The 21,166-nt window shown below is 51.1% G+C and carries 22 protein-coding genes; 18 read left to right on the top strand and 4 right to left on the bottom strand.

Translation table 11 applies throughout. From position 1 onward, the window contains the following. Positions 1–104: 104 nt before the first annotated feature. The 6 genes from KDC22_RS25075 to thiI all read left to right on the top strand — a co-directional run bounded on the left by KDC22_RS25075 (position 105) and on the right by thiI (position 4,902). A complete protein-coding gene (locus KDC22_RS25075; protein WP_173128293.1) occupies positions 105–602 on the top strand; it encodes a YpuI family protein in 498 nt (165 codons plus the stop codon). A gap of 167 nt (positions 603–769) precedes the next feature. Continuing rightward, a complete protein-coding gene (locus tag KDC22_RS25070) occupies positions 770–991 on the top strand; it encodes a DUF1540 domain-containing protein (protein WP_216857140.1) in 222 nt (73 codons plus the stop codon). 11 nt (positions 992–1,002) lie between these two features. After that, positions 1,003–1,407, top strand: coding sequence for a hypothetical protein (locus KDC22_RS25065; protein ID WP_173128290.1), 405 nt, complete (start codon positions 1,003–1,005; stop codon positions 1,405–1,407). Between the two features lie 188 nt (positions 1,408–1,595). Continuing rightward, a complete protein-coding gene (locus KDC22_RS25060; protein WP_211720748.1) occupies positions 1,596–2,309 on the top strand; it encodes a lytic transglycosylase domain-containing protein in 714 nt (237 codons plus the stop codon). 142 nt (positions 2,310–2,451) lie between these two features. Then, positions 2,452–3,603, top strand: coding sequence for a cysteine desulfurase family protein (locus KDC22_RS25055; protein WP_211724188.1), 1,152 nt, complete (start codon positions 2,452–2,454; stop codon positions 3,601–3,603). Between the two features lie 57 nt (positions 3,604–3,660). Further along, positions 3,661–4,902: a tRNA uracil 4-sulfurtransferase ThiI gene (gene thiI, locus KDC22_RS25050; protein ID WP_211724187.1), complete on the top strand. Its 1,242-nt coding sequence runs from the start codon at positions 3,661–3,663 to the stop codon at positions 4,900–4,902. Between the two features lie 24 nt (positions 4,903–4,926). On the opposite strand, the gene KDC22_RS25045 is transcribed toward thiI, so the two are convergent. Further along, positions 4,927–5,622 (bottom strand): TerC family protein, encoded by a 696-nt coding sequence (locus tag KDC22_RS25045; RefSeq protein WP_211720747.1) that lies wholly within the window; start codon positions 5,620–5,622, stop codon positions 4,927–4,929. 141 nt (positions 5,623–5,763) lie between these two features. Here KDC22_RS25045 and KDC22_RS25040 point away from each other — a divergent pair, with 141 nt between their 5' ends. From KDC22_RS25040 to KDC22_RS25015, 6 genes are all read left to right on the top strand, one after another. Next, on the top strand, positions 5,764–6,423 hold the full coding sequence (locus tag KDC22_RS25040) for a TerC family protein (protein ID WP_211720746.1): 660 nt from the start codon (positions 5,764–5,766) through the stop codon (positions 6,421–6,423). A 183-nt stretch (positions 6,424–6,606) separates the two neighbouring features. Beyond that, the gene (locus KDC22_RS25035) at positions 6,607–7,119 is read left to right on the top strand and encodes a hypothetical protein (RefSeq protein ID WP_173128278.1); all 513 of its coding nucleotides are present in this window, start codon (positions 6,607–6,609) and stop codon (positions 7,117–7,119) included. Between the two features lie 253 nt (positions 7,120–7,372). Next, positions 7,373–9,217 carry a translational GTPase TypA gene (typA, locus tag KDC22_RS25030; protein ID WP_173128276.1) on the top strand — a complete coding sequence of 615 codons (1,845 nt, stop codon included), beginning with the start codon at positions 7,373–7,375 and terminating at the stop codon, positions 9,215–9,217. 122 nt (positions 9,218–9,339) lie between these two features. Continuing rightward, positions 9,340–9,636, top strand: coding sequence for a YlaH-like family protein (locus tag KDC22_RS25025; protein ID WP_211720745.1), 297 nt, complete (start codon positions 9,340–9,342; stop codon positions 9,634–9,636). Positions 9,637–9,719: 83 nt separating this feature from the next. Beyond that, the gene (locus tag KDC22_RS25020; RefSeq protein WP_211720744.1) at positions 9,720–10,829 is read left to right on the top strand and encodes an LCP family protein; all 1,110 of its coding nucleotides are present in this window, start codon (positions 9,720–9,722) and stop codon (positions 10,827–10,829) included. A 96-nt stretch (positions 10,830–10,925) separates the two neighbouring features. Then, the gene (locus KDC22_RS25015) at positions 10,926–11,378 is read left to right on the top strand and encodes a pyridoxamine 5'-phosphate oxidase family protein (RefSeq protein WP_173128268.1); all 453 of its coding nucleotides are present in this window, start codon (positions 10,926–10,928) and stop codon (positions 11,376–11,378) included. A gap of 58 nt (positions 11,379–11,436) precedes the next feature. Here KDC22_RS25015 and KDC22_RS25010 read toward each other — a convergent pair whose 3' ends face one another. Beyond that, positions 11,437–12,012 (bottom strand): YhcN/YlaJ family sporulation lipoprotein, encoded by a 576-nt coding sequence (locus KDC22_RS25010; protein ID WP_211720743.1) that lies wholly within the window; start codon positions 12,010–12,012, stop codon positions 11,437–11,439. A 111-nt stretch (positions 12,013–12,123) separates the two neighbouring features. On the opposite strand from KDC22_RS25010, the gene KDC22_RS25005 reads away from it, so the two are divergent. After that, positions 12,124–13,455, top strand: coding sequence for a PhoH family protein (locus KDC22_RS25005; RefSeq protein ID WP_173128262.1), 1,332 nt, complete (start codon positions 12,124–12,126; stop codon positions 13,453–13,455). A 457-nt stretch (positions 13,456–13,912) separates the two neighbouring features. Next, positions 13,913–15,181: an extracellular solute-binding protein gene (locus tag KDC22_RS25000; RefSeq protein ID WP_211720742.1), complete on the top strand. Its 1,269-nt coding sequence runs from the start codon at positions 13,913–13,915 to the stop codon at positions 15,179–15,181. Here KDC22_RS25000 and KDC22_RS24995 read toward each other — a convergent pair. After that, a complete protein-coding gene (locus KDC22_RS24995) occupies positions 15,173–16,309 on the bottom strand; it encodes a coiled-coil domain-containing protein (protein WP_211720741.1) in 1,137 nt (378 codons plus the stop codon). The two genes, KDC22_RS25000 and KDC22_RS24995, sit on opposite strands and share 9 nt — an antisense overlap. A 172-nt stretch (positions 16,310–16,481) precedes the next feature. After that, the gene (locus tag KDC22_RS24990) at positions 16,482–16,718 is read right to left on the bottom strand and encodes a DUF2626 family protein (protein ID WP_173128255.1); all 237 of its coding nucleotides are present in this window, start codon (positions 16,716–16,718) and stop codon (positions 16,482–16,484) included. Between the two features lie 345 nt (positions 16,719–17,063). Here KDC22_RS24990 and KDC22_RS24985 point away from each other — a divergent pair, with 345 nt between their 5' ends. The 4 genes from KDC22_RS24985 to KDC22_RS24970 all read left to right on the top strand — a co-directional run bounded on the left by KDC22_RS24985 (position 17,064) and on the right by KDC22_RS24970 (position 21,090). Next, on the top strand, positions 17,064–17,711 hold the full coding sequence (locus KDC22_RS24985) for an RsfA family transcriptional regulator (RefSeq protein ID WP_173128252.1): 648 nt from the start codon (positions 17,064–17,066) through the stop codon (positions 17,709–17,711). A 136-nt stretch (positions 17,712–17,847) separates the two neighbouring features. Next, positions 17,848–18,828: a ketopantoate reductase family protein gene (locus tag KDC22_RS24980; RefSeq protein WP_211720740.1), complete on the top strand. Its 981-nt coding sequence runs from the start codon at positions 17,848–17,850 to the stop codon at positions 18,826–18,828. A 6-nt stretch (positions 18,829–18,834) separates the two neighbouring features. Beyond that, positions 18,835–19,221, top strand: coding sequence for a DUF3397 domain-containing protein (locus tag KDC22_RS24975; RefSeq protein WP_173128246.1), 387 nt, complete (start codon positions 18,835–18,837; stop codon positions 19,219–19,221). Between the two features lie 150 nt (positions 19,222–19,371). After that, positions 19,372–21,090 carry a peptide ABC transporter substrate-binding protein gene (locus KDC22_RS24970; RefSeq protein ID WP_211720739.1) on the top strand — a complete coding sequence of 573 codons (1,719 nt, stop codon included), beginning with the start codon at positions 19,372–19,374 and terminating at the stop codon, positions 21,088–21,090. Positions 21,091–21,166: the final 76 nt, after the last annotated feature.

Here is a 21,166-nt window from a genome sequence, read left to right as displayed (position 1 = left end):
GGGTTTTGAATTTGTGTCCGGGTGGAGGCATAAGAGATTTTGTGATACTATCAAGAGAGTACAACAACTACAAATGCAAGGAACAATAAGGGGGAGCAATCGCCATGTCAGCAGCCAATGTGCAGAAATTGTGTGAATCGACAAGAGAAAAACTGAAATCCGTAATCGAAAAAATGGAACTGTTCCTGAACGAGCATGCCCTGCCGCAGCTTGTTACCGAAAAGGATGAAGAAACGCTACATTTCTATCGGGGGTTCTTGTCCGATCTCCGCCATCTGCTGGTGTTCTCGGAAATGTCTTATGAGAAGCTTGGGCTTGCACTGCGCCGCGCTACCTTTGATGAAGTCTTCGCGCAAAAAGCGCTATATAATGTATATCATCTCGGAGTTAATAATTTCTTCTATCCCAAGAATGAGAGCTATTCGGAAGATGGACGATATGCTTATACCGGCCAGGATGCGATCCGTTTCCGTAAGAAGCCTGTCCGTCCGGCACGCGATATCATCATGGAGATCACCAAGGTATACGAAGAATTGCGCGATGATCTCACCTATTACGAGAATGATTATTTGACTGAGAAGCGGATGCAGAATCAGGTATAATTGATCCGTCGTTATCCAGTATATGAAGGTTCTGCCTAAGACCAGGTGTGTCATGTGATCATGACGGCACCTGGTCTTATTATATGTGCGCGGCATACATCAACTGGCAACGATCTGCCGCATAGCCAAAAATCACGGCGGGCATAATAGAAGCCGAGGTGATCATTATGACAAACGCCAAACCGCTTGTGAAGTGCAGTGTGAGCAACTGTCATTATTGGGGAGAACAGAACCTGTGCCGTGCCGAAGAAATTGTCATTGAGATTGATCAGCATTCAGGCAGCCGTTACATGGAAGAATATGCCGAAGAGATGACGGACAATAATCATCAGGACCATGCTGAGACTTCATCCGCTACCTGTTGTCTGACGTTTAAGCCGAACGCTTAGAGGGGGACCTTATGGATAATCCGAATGATGAACCCAAAGTGGACCGTTCAGAGCGCAGGAAAATTATTCTCAGGCCCCGCAGCAGGGTGGATTATCCCCGCCGGGACAGAAGACACAATGAGGAATACGCTGCCGAGCTCAGCCCTCCCGCGCAGCTTCAGAGAACAACCGTACGGGAAGAGGATCAGCGGTCAACCGGCGGTGTGAACGAAGGAGAGGACCGGAGAATCGGCTATATCGGCTTAGGATTCGGTGTGGTCTCTTTATTCATCTGGTCCATTATATTGGGGCCGGTTGCGGCTGTGCTGGGGTATTATGCTTATGCCAGAGGGCAAAAGTCAGCCGGTGCCTGGTCAATGGGGCTGGGAATAGTGTCTACGTTAAGTTATTTCGTCTTAATTCCTTTTGCCCGTTAGAGCAGACGGAACCCGCACATCTGATTTCAAAACAGGCTATCAGACCTAACTATGCAGGTCTGAGGTCTGTTTTTTCGCTTGTACATATAGTAATCGCCATGAATAAATAGTAAAATTAATCTGTATTTCAAATTTAAATTTTATGGGCTATGTTTAAATAGATTCAAACTGAAAGAGGGAATGGAGACATGTCAATCAATGCCGCTGCTCCAAGCGGCCAGCTGAAATGGGTGGATCTGAGAAGCTCAACCGTCAAGCGCGAAGCCGGTAAGGTCTCATCGCCTGAAGTCACGGGTTCATCAACAGCCGAGTTTGCCGCATTGCTTCAGCAGGCAGCCGTGCAGCCGCTAACTACTGGCAGCAGCAGTAGAAGCTCGTTAACTTCTCTGCCCGATGCTTCTTCCATGGATACTCTGCTGTGGCAGCAACTTGGGGGAGCGGCAGAAGCCAAGGACAACATTTCCGGGGAAATAACAGCGACGGTGCCGACGGATTATGAAGAGCTGATCCAGACAGCCAGTGCGAAATACGGCGTTCCTGTGGATCTGATCAAGGCGGTAATTGACACAGAATCCTCGTTCAATCCTAACGTTGTATCTTCTGCGGGAGCCAAGGGGCTAATGCAGCTTATGGATGGAACAGCGAACGGATTGGGCGTCTCCGATCCTTTTGACCCGGCGCAGAGCATTGACGGCGGGGTAAGATACCTCTCTTACCAGCTTAAGCGGTATGACGGACAGGAGAAAATGGCTCTGGCCGCCTATAATGCCGGGCCGGGCCGGGTGAACAAGCTTGGCGTCAGCAACGATGCAGAGCTTATGGCGAATCTTTCCGCACTTCCGAAGGAAACTCAGGCCTACATTGCCAAAATAGAACGCGCCCGCGCGCAATACGCGGTATAATACAAAGGATCAAACGGATCTGCAATCCGCCGCTTACAGCGGCAGCAGGCCGTTTGATCCTTTTTGCAAATATAAAAAAAGGCCGGATTTTGCTATACTTATATTTCTCACTGAAATGATAAACAAAGGAGAACAACGATATATGCTGTATTGGGATTATGCCGCTGCTGCTCCCCCGTATGAAGAGGTTGTGCAGACCATGGAGCAGGTGATGCGGAAGCACTTTGCCAATCCTTCCTCCCTGCACCGGGCGGGAGAAGAGGCAGACAGGCTGGTGAAACGTGCACGGGAGGTGTGTGCAGCTGCGCTTGGCGTGTTGCCGCAGGAGATTGTGTTCACCTCAGGAGCTACCGAGAGCAACAACCTGGCTGTCAAGGGGGTTGCGCTGCAATACCAGAGCAGGGGACGACATATCGTGACTACGGAGCTGGAGCATCCCTCAGTCTATGAGAGCTGTCTCCAGCTGCAGAAGCTGGGCTGGGAGATTAGCTTCATTGCACCGGACAGCCAGGGGGTTGTCGAACCTTCGCGAATAGCAGCGGCGGTCCGTGCAGACACTGTGCTGGTCAGTGTAATGCATGTGAACAATGAGATCGGTACAGTACAGCCGCTGGGTGAGATCGGGCGCCAGGTGAAGGCTGTGAACCGCCGGACCGTGTTCCATGTCGATGGAGTGCAGGGCTACGGCAAGCTTGAGGTGGAGCTGAGGGACTGGCAGGCCGATCTGTACAGCTTATCAGCACATAAATTGCGCGGTCCGCGCGGAACAGGGATTCTATATGTCAGAGAAGGGGTAACGCTGTTCCCCATACTGACCGGCGGTTCCCAGGAACGGGGCCATCGTGCCGGAACAGAGAATGTGCCGAATATTGTAGCCTCAGCCAAAGCGGTGCGGATGAGCGGGGAACGGCGGCAGGAATTTACCACACGGATTCGCCCGCTGAAGACACGGCTGGAGAATTATATATCAAGAATCCCGGAGCTTGTATTGAACAGCAGCGGGGACGGGGCGCCGCATATTGTCCACTTCTCCTATCCCGGTATGAAGGGAGAGGTCATGGCCCGCAGGCTGGAGGAGCTTGGGATGGCGGTTGCCACACGTTCCGCCTGCTCCTCGCGGCTGGCGGAACCCAGCCGGATTCTGCTGTCAATGGGCAGGGATACCGCTGCTGCGCTTGGGGGCATAAGGATCAGTCTGGGGGACAGCCACACCGAACAGGATATAATACAGCTGGAGCAGGCCTTGCTTGCAGCCGTTCAATCTTTGAAGATTGCCGAAGGAGGCATGAAATAACTAATGACAACAATAGACACAGGAACCGGAGTGAAGAATGCCGGATACGGGAACAGCATGGAGTTCGCAGACATGCTCCTGCTGCGCTTTGGAGAGTTTACACTGAAAGGGAAAAACCGCAGCCGGTTCGAGAAAACGGTATTGCGCCATGTGAAGGAAATGGTCAAGCCGTATCCGAAGGTGACACTGAGCAGGGAATTCGGCCGGATTTATGTAGAGCTGAACGGTGAACCGGCGGGAGAGTTAACGGATGCGCTCAAAAAAGTATTCGGGATCGCTTCGATTAGCCCGGTGAAGGTGGCACGCTCGGAATTCGAAGATATTCTGGATGCCAGCCGGACCTTCCTCCATATTGTGGCTCCGGCGGCCGGAACCAGCTTCAAGGTTAGCGCCCGCCGGGTGTGGAAGGACTTCCCTTATGGCTCGATCGAGATGAATAAGCTTGTAGCTACTCCGCTGCTGCAAGGCTATCCCGGATTGCTCGTAGATGTGAAGTCTCCGCAGCTTGAGCTGAGGATTGAGATCCGTGAAGGATATACCCTCATCTTCTGCGAGAATATTGCCGGTGTTGGCGGATTTCCGTTAGGCACGAACGGCAAGGCCATGCTGCTGCTCTCCGGCGGCATCGACAGTCCGGTTGCGGGCTGGTCATCCATGCGCAGAGGGCTGGAGGTAGAGTGTGTACACTTTTACAGTTATCCTTATACAAGCGAGCTGGCCCGGCAAAAGGTTGTAGATTTAACGCGGGTCCTGTCACGTTATGCGGGGGTGATCAAGCTGCATCTGGTACCGTTCACCGGGGTACAGACCTCCTTTACCGGGATCGGGCAGGATAATCTGATTATTACCCTGATGCGCCGGGCAATGCTGCGGATTGCTACAGGGCTCGCTGAGCGTGAAGGAGCGCTGGCTCTGGTTACCGGTGACAGTCTGGGCCAGGTGGCCAGCCAGACTTTGCCGAGTATGAATGTAATTGGCCGTGCCACCAGCCTGCCATTGCTGCGTCCGCTGGTGATGATGGATAAGAGTGAGATTGTGGAGCTGTCCCAGAGCATCGGGACGTACGACTTGTCCATTCTTCCTTACGAGGATTGCTGTACGCTGTTCGTGCCCAAATCACCGACAACGAATCCGAACATGCGGATTGTGGACAAAATCGAAGCCACACTGCCCGGGTATCAGGCTCTGCTGGATGCTGCGGTTGCAGGAACGGAGACAGTGTCCATTACGCCATATGGCAACGAGAAGCCTAATGACTTAGTTCCGGCTCAGGCAGGGCTGGAGGAAGAGTGGTTCTAAATAGACAGGGATTATTCGGGGGGATTAAAAAGAGCTTCCGCTGCGCGGAATACTGCTGTGCGTACGGCGGCGTTTCCAGTGACCGGCGGCGAGGATGCCCGCAATCACTGCGGCAATGAACAGATAGTGCAGCAACGGGTGTATGCTGAAGTAAGCGGAAATCTTCTGCTCACTGGCGATCATGCTGGAGGCTGTGAAGCCCAGCACGGCTGAGCCGATATAAATAATCCAGGGGTATCTGTTGATCAGTCTGATGAACAGGGTACTGCCCCAGACGACAATCGGCACACTGATTAGCAGCCCAAGCACAACAAGCGTTATATTATGTTTGGCTGCACCGGCGATAGCAATTACATTGTCCAGGCCCATGGCGGCATCCGCTATAACGATGGTCCGCACAGCCGCCCACAGAGTGCCGCCCGCGTGAATATCCGTTTCCGTATTGTCTCCGGACAGCAGCTTGAAGGCGATGAGGATAAGCAGCAGTCCGCCGCATAGCAGCAGCCAGGGAATCTGAAGCAGCCACACGACCAGAATGGTGGCGATTATCCGCAGGACGACAGCGCCGCCTGTTCCCAGCAGAATCGCTTGTTTCTGCTGGCTTCCCTGAAGGTTCCGCGCGGCCAGACCGATTACAATCGCATTGTCGCCGGCCAGTATCAGATCCAGGAAAACAATATTGAGCAGAGATAATATGAAATCCACAGCGGATGTATTCATTCCGGATCACTCCTCTATACTCTGATATACGCTGGAATCCGGCTGCTCATGCTCAGTTTCTATAAAAAACGGGACAAGAAGCATAGCTTGTCGCCCCAGGGCATACATGTAGATACATGGAGCCCGGGGAGGTAGAGTTGGATGGATTCTTTATTGCTGCTTGGTGAGATATTGATGATTAATCTGGTGCTCAGCGGGGACAATGCCATGGTCATCGCGATGGCCAGCAAGAATCTTCCGGAGAAGCACCGGAAGCTGGCCGTCTGGTGGGGCGCCGCCGGAGCTGTCGCACTGCGCTGTATTCTGACCTTTGCCGCAGTGCTGCTGCTCAAGATCCCCTATATTCAGGCCGGAGGGGCAATGCTGCTGCTCTGGATTTCCTTCAAGCTGCTGCTTGAGGACGAAGGTGAACTCAGGATTGAGGGAAGCGCGAGCGTCTGGAAGTCGGTGCGCACCATTTTGCTGGCTGATTTCATCATGAGTCTGGACAATGTACTGGCGATAGCAGGACTGGCAAAAGGGGATCTGGCACTTATCGTGATCGGAATTGCGATCAGCATACCGATTGTAGTCTGGGGAAGCGGTATTATCGTTGGCTGGCTGCACCGCTTTCCGGTGCTGGTCTTCATCGGTGCCTATATCCTGGCGTATACCGCCGGTAACATGCTGCTGCAGGATGCCAAATTCGGCCCGGTGATTTCGTTCCTGCTGCCAACCCTTCACGCGCTATTGCCGATGTTCCTGGGTATCATCGTTGTGATAACGGGAATGGTTAAGCGCAGAACCCTGTCCGCAGGTTGAGAACCGGCAATACCGGCAATACTGAGGCTGTACCAAAAGCTGGAGGGCTTTGGTGCAGCTTTTTTCTTTATTATAATCGTCCAGTGCCTGAAGAATGATGGTGTTTTATGTCTTTATCAGATAAAATAAAAGGGAATGCTGTCGCCAGTGAAAAGACACGAATTTTGAAGGGATAGGTGAAAGATGTCTTCCAAAAATGACATGAAACTGGGTGTGTATATCGCAGCCGCCGGCCTTGTGATTCTGCTGGGCAAGCTGGGGGTGTTCGGTTTTCTGGGACGAACCTTGTGGCCGCTCATCATTCTGGTTCCGGGCCTGATCCTGCATGTGCTCTTTTTCACCCGCCGCGCTTCTGCATCAGTACTCATTCCTGCGGGCATACTAACGGTGTACGGCTTGCTCTTTGGCTTATGCAATACCTGGGGCTGGGATCTTATGAGGCATTTATGGCCTGCACTTCTGCTGGGTATCGCGGTCGGACTATACGAATATTCGCTGTATGCTTCAGCCGGAACCAGAGGATTGACAACCACCTCCGTGATTCTCGGGCTGCTTAGCCTGGTGCTGATTATTTTCACTCTGCTGGGTACCGGGGCGTTGTATCTGCTCGGCGCTGTACTGGTTGCTGCAGGTCTCTGGCTGATGCTGGGCAGAGGCAGACCGGGAAGCCGCAAGAAGTGGAACGGTGGCTGGTAAGCGGTGGACAAGCAGACCTTGATCCGCTTAATATGCCCCTTTGAATCAGCCTTATGGCAGAATTAGAAAAATTAAGCGAGCCTGGTAACGTTTTTTTCAGAAAAAGACTTGCTTTTCATAGTACTTTCACTATAAAATTAAGGAATGTTGGAGCGTCGGCTTTCTGCCTGGCGCTTCTTTTGTGAGACTGCCGTGACATGCTATAAATTTAAACATTTTTAATTTGATAAATGAGAGGATTTGGATACAAATCATGCATTCAAGAAAAGATATCCGTAATATTGCGATCATTGCCCACGTTGACCATGGTAAAACAACACTCGTCGATCAGCTTCTTCAGCAGTCCGGGATTTTCAGCGCGCACGAGCACTTGCAGGAACGGGCCATGGACAGTAACGATCTGGAGCGGGAACGCGGAATCACCATCCTAGCCAAAAATACAGCAATTACCTATAAAGAGTTCCTGATCAACATCGTAGATACCCCTGGACATGCCGACTTCGGCGGTGAAGTTGAACGGATCATGAAGATGGTTGACGGCGTACTGCTCGTGGTTGACGCTTATGAAGGCTGCATGCCGCAGACGAAATTCGTGCTGCGCAAAGCGCTGGAACAGAACCTGACCCCTATCGTAGTCGTGAACAAGATTGACCGTCCGGCTGCGCGTCCGAAGGAAGTTATTGATGAAGTCCTGGATCTGTTCATTGAGCTTGAAGCCAATGACGATCAGCTTGAATTCCCGGTTGTGTATGCTTCTGCACTTAACGGCACATCAAGTATGGTCCCTGAGAAGCAGGATGACACGATGCTTGCCCTGTACGAAACGATTGTTGAGCATATTCCGGCTCCAACCGAAAAGATTGAAGAACCATTGCAGTTCCTCGTAACCCTGATGGACTACAATGAATACCTGGGCCGTATTGCTATTGGCCGCGTGAACCGCGGTGTAATTAAGCAAGGCCAATCCGTGACTGTAATTATGCGTGACGGCAAGAGCAAGACTGCCCGGATTGAGAAGCTGTTCGGCTTCCAGGGTCTGAAGCGTGTGGAGACGGAAGAGGCTGGCGCAGGCGACATCGTTGCCATTGCCGGTATCAAGGATATCAACATCGGTGAGACCATTGCTGATCCGCAGCATCCTGAAGCTCTGCCGGTTCTGAAGATTGACGAGCCTACGATGCAAATGACATTCCTCGTGAACAACAGCCCGTTCGCAGGTAAAGAAGGCAAGTGGGTTACCTCCCGTAAGCTGCGTGAGCGTCTGTTCAAAGAGCTGGAGACCGATGTCAGCTTGCGTGTAGATGAGACAGATTCCCCTGACGCATTTGTCGTATCCGGCCGTGGTGAGCTTCACCTGGGTATCCTGATCGAGAACATGCGCCGTGAAGGTTACGAAATGCAGGTCTCCAAGCCTGAAGTTATCGTTAAGGAAATCGACGGAGCCAAAATGGAGCCGCTTGAGCGTCTGATGATTGATGTTCCGGAAGAAAGCATGGGCGCTGTTATGGAAAGTCTGGGTACACGCAAAGCAGAAATGGTCAACATGATCAATCATGGTACTGGCCAGGTTCGCCTGGAGTTCCTGATTCCTGCACGTGGTCTGATTGGTTACAACACCTACTTCCTGACCCTGACCCGCGGTTATGGCGTTATGAACCATGCGTTTGACAGCTATGCTCCACTGATTGGCGGACAGGTTGGCGGACGTCACCAGGGCGTACTCGTATCCAGTGAAACCGGCAATACGACTCTCTACGGCATGATGGGAGTAGAAGACCGCGGTATTCTCTTCCTGGAACCGGGAACTGAAATTTATGAAGGCATGATTGTGGGTGAACATACCCGCGATAATGACATCATTGTAAATATCTGCAAAGAAAAACAGCTGACCAACGTGCGTTCTGCTACGAAGGATGAGACTGTGAAGATGAAAACTCCACGTATGTTCTCACTGGAAGGTGCTCTTGAGTACCTGAATGATGATGAATATTGCGAAATCACTCCTAAATCTGTTCGTCTGCGCAAAAAGATTCTGAACAAGGGCGAGCGCGAACGTGTAGAGAAGCAGCGTAAAGCGGCGCAAGCCAGCCAAGCGTAAACTGCAAGCCATTCAAGCCGCCGGATGAAGAATCCGGCGGCTTTTATTGTGGTTTTGCAGTATAAAACGGCTGTGGATGATATAATGTAAGCGATACTTATATCCGGGAGGAGTGACGGGTTATGCAGAGCTGGTTCGCTGAGCATCCAATTGTCGCTTACATTGTTATCTTTATTCTGCTGACGTACGTGTATAACCAAGTATTTCGCGTTAACCAGAAGCTGCCTATCGGCAAAGAGATCGTACTCTACATCATGATGGCGGCGGGTTCGGGGATGCTGCTCATTTTCCAGCATGACAAGCTGCCGATTATCCAGTGCCTGCTGGTGGCTGTCGGACTGATGCTGCTTGTGCGTGTCCGCTATCTGGTAGAGGCCCGGCAGAAGCGGAAGGCTTCCGCTGCAGCGAAGCGTAACTAGGGCGCAACTTTTGCTGCCCTGGCTCGTCTAATTTATTATAAAGTGATCTTATTCTACCTGAATGAAAAGGAACTAAATCAATTATGAATACAAGCAAGGGCGGTCTGCCACCCAGAAAGAACAGCCCGCAAGGAAGCACCAATAACAGACAACAGCCCAGATCAACGGCACCGGCTACAACCAAAAAATCAACCGCAAGCAAAAAGAAAAAGCCTAAAAAGCGCAGTTTCTTCTTCCGCCTGATGAGACTCCTGCTGGTCATTCTCCTGATTGCCGTATTGGCAGCCTTAGGTTACGCAGGATACTTGTACTGGAAGGTTGACCGGGGAGGATTCGGAGTGGATCAGCCGGTTCAGGCGGGACAATCCGCGTCAGAGAAGCCGCTGACCCTGCTGCTGCTAGGCACCGATAACCGTCCGAAGCACCCGTCCAACCTGACGGATGTGATTATGGTCGCGGCCTTGAACCCGGAGACCAAATCGGCCACTGTGGTTTCATTGCCCCGTGATACATACATCGAGCTAAGCGGATACAAGAAGAGTAAGATCAACGCTTTTTACTCCCGCTTCAAGGGTAAAGAGAAGACCTCCGGCATTCTTGCCGAGGACGAGATGAAGAAGATGATGGGCAAATATCTGGACATTGAGGTTGATTATACAACGGTTCTCGATTTCCAGGGCTTCCGGGATATCGTGGATGAATTCGGGGGCGTAGACGTTAATATCAGCGCAAATATGTGTTATACGGACAGCGTGGACGGCACAGATATTAATCTCAAGAAGGGCCAGGCCCAGCTAAACGGAGACAAAGCGCTTGATTATGTACGTTACCGTAAGTCCAACTGCAAACCGGCTACGAAGCCTTCCGATGATTTTGAACGCAATAAACGCCAGAACGAGGTGCTGAATTCACTGATATCCCAGATGCAGTCGCTGGGCGGTGTACTCAAAATCGGCCGGGTGCTGGACGCAGTGGATGATAACCTGGAGAGCGATATTGAAAATGCGCAGATTAAGAGCCTTATCGCCACTTATTGGGATATTTCCAAGGAGAATGTCGAATATGTGCCGGTAACCGGAACCTGGCGCAGTCCTTATGTATATATTAACGACAAAGAGCTTGAAGCGGCCAAGAAAAGCCTGCAGGACCGGATATCCGGTGTCTCTGCTTCCGTGGCGGCAGGCAGCCGATGAGCCAAGGTACATTCTCTGTAAATTGAATGCAAGTTTTGTCCTGTGCTATAATATAATAAATTGAATGTACTCATGCCGCATAGGGGGCCTGTAACTATGTCCGAAGCCGTTGCTCAGCTCAATGAAACTCTGCTAGCTATGCTGCAGTCGGAAACCTTTGTTCTTCTTAACACGGTGGATGCAGAATCCGGCGGACCTACGTCGACTGCGATTTCCTGGATCTATGCAGTGAGCCCGTCCATTGTCAGGCTGGCTGTGGACCACCGCTCCCGGCTTGTGAACAACATGAAGGTGAACCCGCTGGTAACGATTACAGTGTTTGGTGAGGGGACTGTACATGCCATCAACGGCCGTGCTGCGGTTAGGCAGGACCCGCTAGCGGATGTCCCGTTCAAGATGTGCTGTTTTGATGTTGAGATTGAAGCAGTCCGCAATGCGCTTTTCTACGGCGCCCATCTGGAGTCTGCTCCAAAATATGCGAAGGTATACGATGCACGTGCGGCCGAGAAGCTGGACGGTCAAGTGTTTACCGCCATGCAAAAAGCCTAGTGTGCTGTCACTAGGCTTTTTATGTCCAAAAATAAGAAGGATTTGTCATACACTCTGGCTATCGGGTGTTCCCTTGCGGCTCTATATCCTCCGGAAGCTGCGGGATGATCCGGCCGATAATATCGGCCATTTCCGAAGCGAAGCCGGAGACCGGATTGCCCTTGGCAATATGCTTGCCCATCTCGGCCAGCCTGCTGCTGAGGTCCATGTCGGCAGTAACCAGGACTCTTACGCCTCTGGGGTCCTTGCGGATCGCTTCAGCTACAGAGTACTTCACGCTTCCGACCCGTGAACGGGTAAGCGCCCCGTCCACATCAATGCCGACAACGGCAAGATTGTTCATAACGACACAGTGGACGCCTTTAACACCGGGAACTCTTTTAGCTAATTGTTCAAAATGGTCCTTAAGTGCAACATCGCTGTCGCCCTTACCGCGTGCGGGTTGTCCCGATCCCGGTGTGGGTTCAAGGGCAGTTGTACCATCTTCGGATAAAGTCCGTACTCCGCGGTTCCCCTGACGGTCTAAAGCCTTAGCCGATTGTTTATCCTGAGGAGAGGGTGATGTCTCTTTATTAGCGATACCGCAGCTTGTCAGCAGCAGCAGTACCAGCAACAGACACATTGATTTTCTCATATGTGCGTACTCCTTTCAGCCTGAGAATCAGTGGTTACCCTTATCTTGCCCTTGCTGAATAGAGTTATGTATGATTGGATCAATCAAACCAGGCGCTGTGGAGGGGATAACATGAAAAAGATATTCGTACTGGACACCAACGTGCTGTTGCACGACCCCAATTCGATTTTTGCTTTTAAGGCGAATGAGGTGGTCATTCCTGCTGTAGTCCTGGAAGAAATCGACTCCAAAAAACGTAATGCCGATGAAATCGGCCGCAACGCCCGCACTGTGTCACGTTTGTTAGACGGACTCCGGGAGCTGGGCCACCTGCACAGCGGTGTGGTACTGGACCATGGAGGTACGCTGAAGGTAGAGCTTAACCACCGCAGCTTCGTAAAGGTACAGGAGATGTTCGGCGAAGTCTCGAATGACAACCGGATATTGGCTGTAGCACTCAACTATCTCCATGAGGAGAATGAGAAGGCTGATCCCAGTCCTGTGGTACTTGTAAGTAAAGACGTACTCGTCCGGATCAAAGCGGATGTGCTTGGCATAACTCCGGAGGATTATTTATCCGACCGTACCGGAGATCTGAATGAACTCTATAACGGCTGCCAGTCGCTGATGGCTCATCCATCGCTGATTGATGAGTACTACAGCCAGCGCTACCTGTCCACGAAGCAATTGTCGTTGTCCTATCCGCTGTATCCGCATGAATTTGTGATATTGAAGGATGAGATTGGCAGCGGCAAATCTGCTCTTCTGAAGGTAAACAGCGACGCTTCCCGGCTGGAGCCGCTCTATCTCGGCAATGATGCGGTATGGGGGATCAGCGCCCGGAATGCCCAGCAGCGGATGGCGCTTGAGCTGCTTCTGAATGATGACATTCCGCTCGTTACCATTACCGGCAAGGCGGGAACAGGCAAGACGCTCCTGGCGCTTGCCGCCGGATTGTTCAAGGTGGAGGATGAGCATAAATACAAGAAGCTGCTGATTGCCCGCCCGGTTGTTCCGATGGGTAAGGATATCGGGTACTTGCCGGGAGAGAAGGATGAGAAGCTCCGGCCATGGATGCAGCCGATTTATGATAACCTGGAATTCCTGTTCGATACCAAGAAAGCAGGGGATATCGATAAAATATTGATGGGCCTGGGAAGCATCCAGGTAGAGGCTCTGACCTATATCCGCGGACGCTCGATTCCGTCACAGTTCATTATCATTGATGAAGCGCAGAATCTGTCCCGTCATGAAGTGAAGACCATCGTCTCCCGTGCCGGTGAAGGCAGCAAGGTGATCCTGATGGGTGATCCCGAGCAGATTGACCATCCTTATCTCGATGCGGCGAGCAACGGACTCAGCTATATCGTGGAGAAGTTCAAGCAGCAGGGCGTCAGCGGCCATATCACTCTTGAAAAGGGTGAGCGTTCGCATCTGGCTCAGCTGGCTGCGGATTTGCTGTAGTCACTCAAGGCTCCAAGCAGCGTGGTAGTAACCATATGTCTGGATTTATCGGATTCGGTTCTACTAGCTTGGTTTACTGGCTGATATTCTTTACTCAGTCAGAGATACTTGTTTAACCAGCCGGGAGATGACCACTCCCGGCTTTTGTTTGCCCGCCCCCGGAAGCGGCGGGAGGGGATTCGGCTGGGATTAGCTGGAGCAACATGGCGATAGCACCGGAGGGGGAATTTGGAGCTGTAGGAGCGGCAGCGTCCGCCTTTGACTCCGGATTTCAACCGCGCACAGCGGTCTAATCGAAGAAATCTGGAGTCAACAGCGGCCGGAAGCCCAAAGTTCACCGCAGGTGCGACTACCGCCCAATTGCGGCCATGCTCTTCAGATCTCCCATCCCGCCGTTTCCTTCTATATAAAGAGAACGGTTTCACAAACGCAGACAAGGCCGAGCATCTCTGCTAAAATGAGGAATAAGAAACAGCCGAAGGAGAGAGAGCATGTGCTGAAACGCAAAAACTATTGGTTGCTGTTTGCTGTTCTGTTGCTGGCGCTGACAAGCTTGTCGCCCAGTATGGAGCTGGATACGGACAACGGTAACTATCCGCCCAGACAGCCGCCTGACCAATCAGAGCGTCCTCCTTCAGGTGAAGCAGGGGAGATTCAGAGCCTTAACATCCGCGTATCGCTTAGCCGCGAGGAATTCAGCGTCCTGGAGCGGATCAGCAAGAATTATACCTTGTCCAGCGGAGTTAACGTAATGCTTAAGAATGTGGATTCGGAAGACGGGGCGGCGCAGGTGCGTGAGGAATTGACCGTTGGGGCCAGTCCGGATATCGTGATGCTTGACGGTCACAGCATTTATGATCTGGCGACCAGGGGATATCTGCTTCCTGTAGATATCTATCAGAGTGTTCCGGGAAGCACGCCGCTTACGATGCTTATTCCGCAGATGCAGTGGAACGGATATAACTGGGGGGTGCCGCTGGATATCGATCCTTATGTGCTGGTATATTCCCCGGAACGGCTCGCCAAGCTGGGTCTGGCGCAAGCACCGGCAAATCTGGAACAATGGAATGAGCTGCTTGGACGGCTGAAGGGTGAAGCGGAGAAGAACCGATATCTGCTGGCCATGGATACGCGGAATCCGTACGGGTATGCTGCGGTGCTGCAGAGCATGGGCAGCGGGCTGCTGTCTGCGGGTCTGGCTCAGGCACAGTGGACAGAAGGGGCACGAAGTCACTTTTATCTGACCAGCCGGTACAACAAGAAGATCTGGGAGATGCTGCAGGATGGACAGCTTGCGGTGGCGGCAGTGCCGCTCTCGGAATGGAAGAAGCACGGGAACACGGCGCTGGCGGTACAGGTGCCGCAGGAACAGGAGGGCGCACATCGCTATGAGGTCATCAACAGCCGCTTTTTCGCCCTTCCGGCCCAATCCGGCAGTCCTGAAGCAGCAGTCAAGTGGCTGGCCTATGTAACCTCAAGCACTGCCCAGCTGGAATGGCTGAAGAACACGGACCGTCTGCCTGCACTGGACGAGCTGTACCGCTCGGACCAGCTTAAGCTTGAGCGGCTGCCCATGGATGCCGGATGGTTCTTTGCAGAGGACAACACTCCCGGCTCAGGCTCAGAAGCTGAGTGGAACCGGAAGGCGGAAGCGGCGCTCAGTTTGCTGACCGGCAAGCTGGATGCAGCCGGCTATGAAGCTCAGGTGAAGCCCCCTTCAGAATGAGAGGGACAGCTTCACATGGAGGATGCCATCCGAGCTGGATACCTCGGTGGCCTGCAGGAAGGAGACGATTTTGGACGGATAGAAGCCGAGATCGAATTCTTCCTCCAGAGCCTGGCGGGTCGTATCCGGCAGCTCCAGCCCATTGAAGACTACATGATCAACATGGAACATCAAGCCGTTGACCGGCTCCTTTTGGATGGTATACCGTCCGGTCAGCGACAGCGACAAGCCCCCGCTTTGTCCCGTAGCCGTAATCGAATTGTCCTTGAACTCGAAGCGGAAATCCTGGAATAACTTGTTCTGCGAGACCAGGAACGTATTCAGATCCTCTTGCGAAAGCGCCAGATTATAAGTCATCCCCTTGCGTACCAGTACGCCATCCCGGTTCTGGACGAACTCCGGCAGATGCTTCATGGCTGACGCTAATGCTTTGAAGTAGGTCCGTACCTCATGAAGTCCGATACTCTCCCAATATTTGCTGAACTCCTCCAGCAGACGCTCCATACTCGCGGGATCTGTACTGGCCTGAATACCGCCTTCGATTTCCTTATTCAAGGCGAGCACACGTGTCTGCTGCTCTTCAAGTGCAGTTTTGAGCTCTGTAAGCTCCTTGCTGCTGCGCTGGGCGGCTGTGAGCGTGCTCTTCAGATCTTTATACTGATCCTCATACTCCGTGAGCGTTCTGCGGTCCTGCCCCATAATAATCTCATAATAATCGACTAGAGCGAGCAATCTGCTGATACTTTTTGCAGACAGGAAGGCTGTAAGAAGTCCGTCCCGTTCCCCCATATAATACGCCCGCACAACCGCACCGGCCTGTTCCTGCTTATCCGCGATACTCGTCTGCTTGTCGGCTGCCTGCTTCTCCAGCATCGCGACTTCGTGTTCGAGTGTCTGCTGCTCCACAGTAATCCGGGCAATTTCGCGTTCAATCTCTGCAGAGGAGAGCGTCTGCTCCAGCAGTTTGCGGGTTTCTTCATTATCCGGCATAGAGGGCGGCGAAGCACTGACTCCAGAGCTGGAGCCGGTACCGGCAGACAGATATACCGTGGAAGCCGGCGGCACAAGGATGCAGGTGAGAATGAATACGGCTGCGAATAACCGGCGTAAGCAATTACGAAATAACACCACATCACCACCTTGAGCAGAGTTTAACAGGGCTATACTAAACATATGTTTCGGCCTGTTAAAATATCATACCCTGTTTTTGAACTCCCGGAACTACAATTCTGCAAACAAAAAAACGGAGATGCTTCCTTAAGGCAAGAAGCCATATCCGTTTCGTTCCTATATATATGCGTTACAGCGGCAATCCCATTTCAAATATCGTCCAGTAGCTGAAGCCTGTAAACGTCAGGATCATATAGCCCCAAAAGAGCAGGATGTAGGTCTTTTCCGTAAACTTCATGTACCCCAAAATCACAAAAAAAGCGGTTTGCAAAAAGAATAACAGGGCCATTTCCGTGAGATTACCGGCAAAAGCCATAAGTCCGATGGCGAGTGTGAAAAATCCCAATACGCGAAACATGCGGTCCAAGAGAGGGTCCCCCTTCCAGTATGAATCCGGCTACTGCTGCTTACCATTCATTATAACGGCTGTCTAAAACACTGTAAACGAATTCATCGAAAAAATTACAGAAATTTATAAAAAATATGATTATTATAATTGACACAAGCCTTTTGCGGCTGAAAAGAGAATTTATAGCAAAGGTAGTATGAGGTGCAGACAAATTGGCAATACAATTTAGTATCAAATAGATTCTATGAACTCTAATAGAGGCATAGAAATGGAGTAAGCAGCTTTTATCCCTATTCACTACCCGGCGGAGCTGCCGGTTCTGAAGATGGTTATTTCATGATGTTGTTAGGAGGGTTTGGCTTTATGACAGCCGTTAGACAGGATGCTTGGAGTGCGGAAGATGATCTGATATTGGCAGAAATAACGCTGCGTCATATCCGTGAAGGCAGCACACAGCTTGCTGCTTTTGAAGAGGTGGGTGAGAAAATCGGCAGAACGTCGGCTGCCTGCGGTTTCCGCTGGAACAGCTGCGTGCGCAAAAGTTACGAGGATGCTATCGGAATTGCCAAGAGCCAGCGGCAGAAACGGAGTTATCTGAAAAAACAGCCGTCCTCCCGGGGAGCGCAAGTCGCCGGATTAATTCTGGGAGACATTGAGGAAGACTATGGACGCAGCGAAGGCTTAAGCGAGAACAGCTTGTCTATTGATGCTGTGATCCGGTTTCTGAGACAATGGAAAGGAACGTTCCAGGAGGCTGGCAGACAGCTTAAGATGCTGGAGCGGGATCTGCGTGAGAAGGAAGATGAACTCACAGAGCTTAGAATTGAGAATGAACGCTTGTCCAAGGAAGTCAATCTGGCCCAAAGCGATTACCGAGTGGTCAATGATGATTACAAGGCGCTGATCCAGATTATGGACCGTGCCCGCAGACTTGCTTTTCTTAATGAAGAGGATGAAGAGAAGACCCGGTTTAAAATGGACGCGAATGGAAACCTGGAACGGATTGAATAGAATAGGAATACAGCGAACCTTGCAGCTCCAGTGCCGTATAGCACCAGTGTTGCAGGGTTTTTTGTTTTGCTTTTGAAGAGACGGGCAGGATATAATTAGGAAAATTATTGGAGCTTGGCTGGAAGGCGGCATTGGCATGAGAATAGATGTGATCGGCGCGGGCTCTCTGGGGCTGCTGCTGGCAGGCAAGCTTATCGCTGGCGGAGCTGAAGTGCGGATATGGTGCCGGAGTGAGCAGCAGAGCCGGGCTTTGACGGAGCACGGGCTAACGCTTAGCTATGAAGACGACAGAACAGCATTGCTGCTGGCAGGCGGGAGCTTCTCTGCTGAACCGGTGGGGAAGTATGCGCAGCGGCAGCTGACCGATCCCGGGGATGTTACATTGATAACCGTCAAACAAAAGGTGCTTCATGAAGCTTTTCCGGAGCTTCTTCAGCCCCTTAAGGACCGGAAACTTATAATGATAGGATTCCAGAACGGCTGCGGACACCTGGAGCTGCTTCAGGAGCTGCTGCCGGAGTCATCCATCTGGGCGGCTGTAACGACAGAGGCGGCCAAGAGGAAAACATTAACAGAGGTTATTCATGCAGGTAAAGGGGAAATATGTATAGGAAAGAGCAGCTCATCTATCCATATTAATGAAACAGCTCTGCCGGATTCTGAACCTGCTGCAGTAATTAGTTTCATAAAAGCTCTGAGCGCAGCAGGATTCAACGCTTCTCTGTCGAAAGAAGTGGATACCATCATTTACCGGAAGCTCATGATCAATGCTGTAATTAATCCTCTAACCGCAATATGGCGGGTCCCGAACGGCGAATTGCTGGCTTCCCCTGAACGTGTACAGCTCATGAAGGAACTGTATGCAGAGGCCGCCCGCATATTCGATGCCTGCGGGATTACCCTTAAGCAGCAGACCTGGGAGGCTATTCTTGAAGTATGCCGCGCGACGGCGGGCAATATTTCATCCATGCTGGCCGATGTGCTTGCTGACCGGGAGACGGAGATTCGCTGGATTAATGGAAGCATTGTGAATATGGGACTGCAAAGGGGCGTTGAGGCTCCGCTGCACCGCTGGATCTGCGGGCTGGTAGAAGGCATGACTGTGAGGGAGAGGTGAGGCTGTTTGGAATTTCTCCGGAATTCGTTCGGCGTGTTAAGCGTTATTCCGATTGTTCCTTTTTTGATTGTGTATTTCGCAGGGATTGGGTTAAGGCATGATAAAAGAAAAACGATGATGATGGCAATGGACATCACTACATTGTTTCTGCTGCTGTCAGTTTCTGGACTGTTCAATATTGTTTTTAATTCAACCTTTGGATTCTTTCTTATACTACTTATTGTATTAATATCCGCCGGACTGATTGGCGGCGCGCAAAACCGGCTCAAAGGAGGGGTAGACGGAAAAAGGTTACTCCGTGCAGTATGGCGGCTTTCTTTCTTTTTTCTCGGCGTAGGTTACGTATTATTTATGATTGTAGGCCTCATTCAATACATATCACAAGCGATGTAACGTTCCACTGCTCCGGTGAAGCGTCAACGTCACAAAATTTTAAAGAATTAAAAAAAAGTCGTTTTCAGAAAATATTGCTCTAGATTTTTTTGACCACTGGTTGTATAATCATAAACCATATACCACATTCTATTTAGGGGGAACTGCTAGATGAAGAAGAGTAAAAGTCTATTGCTCATGTTCGCATTAGTTTTGGTTATCGGCACAGTGCTTGCTGGCTGCGGCGGAAACAAGAACAATGCAAACAGCGGCACCAATGCAGCGGCGACGACTGCACCAGAGGGCAGCACGAACACAGGAACAACAGGTGACGAGAAACTGGCTGCTGACCAGACACTGAGAGTTAACCTGACTGCAGAACCACCTACTTTTAACCCTGCACAAGCTCAGGACAGCCAAGCCAACACCGTCCTGAAAACTATGTATGAAGGCTTGACTCGCATGAATGATGAGACTGGCCAAGCTGAGCCAGGTATTGCCGAGAAGTGGGATGTTTCCGCTGACGGACTGGTATATACTTTCCATCTGCGTGATGCACAATGGAGCAACGGCGACCCTGTAGAGGCTGCTGACTTTGTTCGCGCTTGGAAAATCGTGCTGGATCCTAACACAGATCCTACTGCACCGTACGCTTACCAATTGTACTACATGAAGAATGCTGAAGAATATTATGGAAAGAAAATTACAGATTTCAGTCAAGTGGGCGTAAAAGCTGTGGATGCGAAAACTCTTGAAGTTACGCTGAAGGCACCTACTCCTTACTTCCTTGGACTTCTGTCCTTCTATACGTATTACCCTGTACACAAATCCGTTGAAGGTAATGCGAAATGGGCAACAAGCAAAGATACTATGATCACTAACGGTGCGTTTACCTTGACGGAGTGGACTACCGGCCAATCCCTGCAAGTAAGCAAGAACGATAAATATTGGGATGCTGCCAACATCAAGCTGGCCAAAATCGACTTCTCCCTGGTGAACAGCGGCGCAACTGAACTGCTGAGCTACAAGAACGGCGAACTTGACCGCGCGGGTAACCCTCACGGCGAAATCCCGCAGGAACAGATTCCAATCGTACAAAAAGAGCTTCCTAACGAGTTCCAGAGAAAAGGTATCGCAAGTACCTACTACTATGAATTCAACATTACAGAAAAACCGTTCGATAACGTTAAAATCCGTAAAGCCCTGGCAATGTCTATTAACCGCCAGGCACTGATTGACAATGTAACATTGGGTGGACAAATCCCTGCATTTGGTTATGTACCTCCGGGTATCGCCGGCGCTGACGGTGAATTCCGTAATGCAGTTAAAGACGACTACTTCAAAGAAGATCTTGAAGGAGCTAAGAAATTGCTGGCTGAAGGTCTGGCCGAAGAAGGTCTGACTGCACTGCCACCGGTTGAACTGTCCTACAACACAAGTGAAGGCCACAAGAAAATCGCTTTGGCTGTAGCTGACATGTGGAAACAGGCTCTGGGTATCACTGTAAACACTGTAAACCAGGAATGGGCTGTATTTATCGACAACCGTCAGAACCTGAACTACCAGATCGCACGTGCCGGCTGGACTGCGGATTACAATGATCCAATGACCTTCCTGGATATGTGGGTAACAGGCGGCGGTAACAATGATACAGGTTACGCTAACCCTGAGTATGACAAGCTGATTAACGAAGCTAAAACAAGCTCCGACCTGGCAAAACGTCAAGAATTGTTTGCTCAAGCAGAAAAAATGATCATCCAGGATGATATGATCCTGATTCCGTTCTACTACTACACAAACAACTCCCTGACTAAAGAGTACCTCAAAGGTGTAACTCTTGACTTCAGTGGTGCCATTGACTTCACTCGCGGCTATCTGCTCGAGCACTAAGTTTGGCAGAACCTTGAGATTGCTTAACTGAATAGTGGTAGTCTGAAGGGAGCAGTACACTTCGGGATATATATGT

The organism is Paenibacillus tritici, from assembly GCF_018207515.1.
Lineage (GTDB): Bacteria > Bacillota > Bacilli > Paenibacillales > Paenibacillaceae > Paenibacillus_AQ > Paenibacillus_AQ tritici.
The sequence above is the reverse complement of the archived record's forward strand: the minus strand, read 5'-3'. Positions and strand labels throughout refer to the sequence as shown.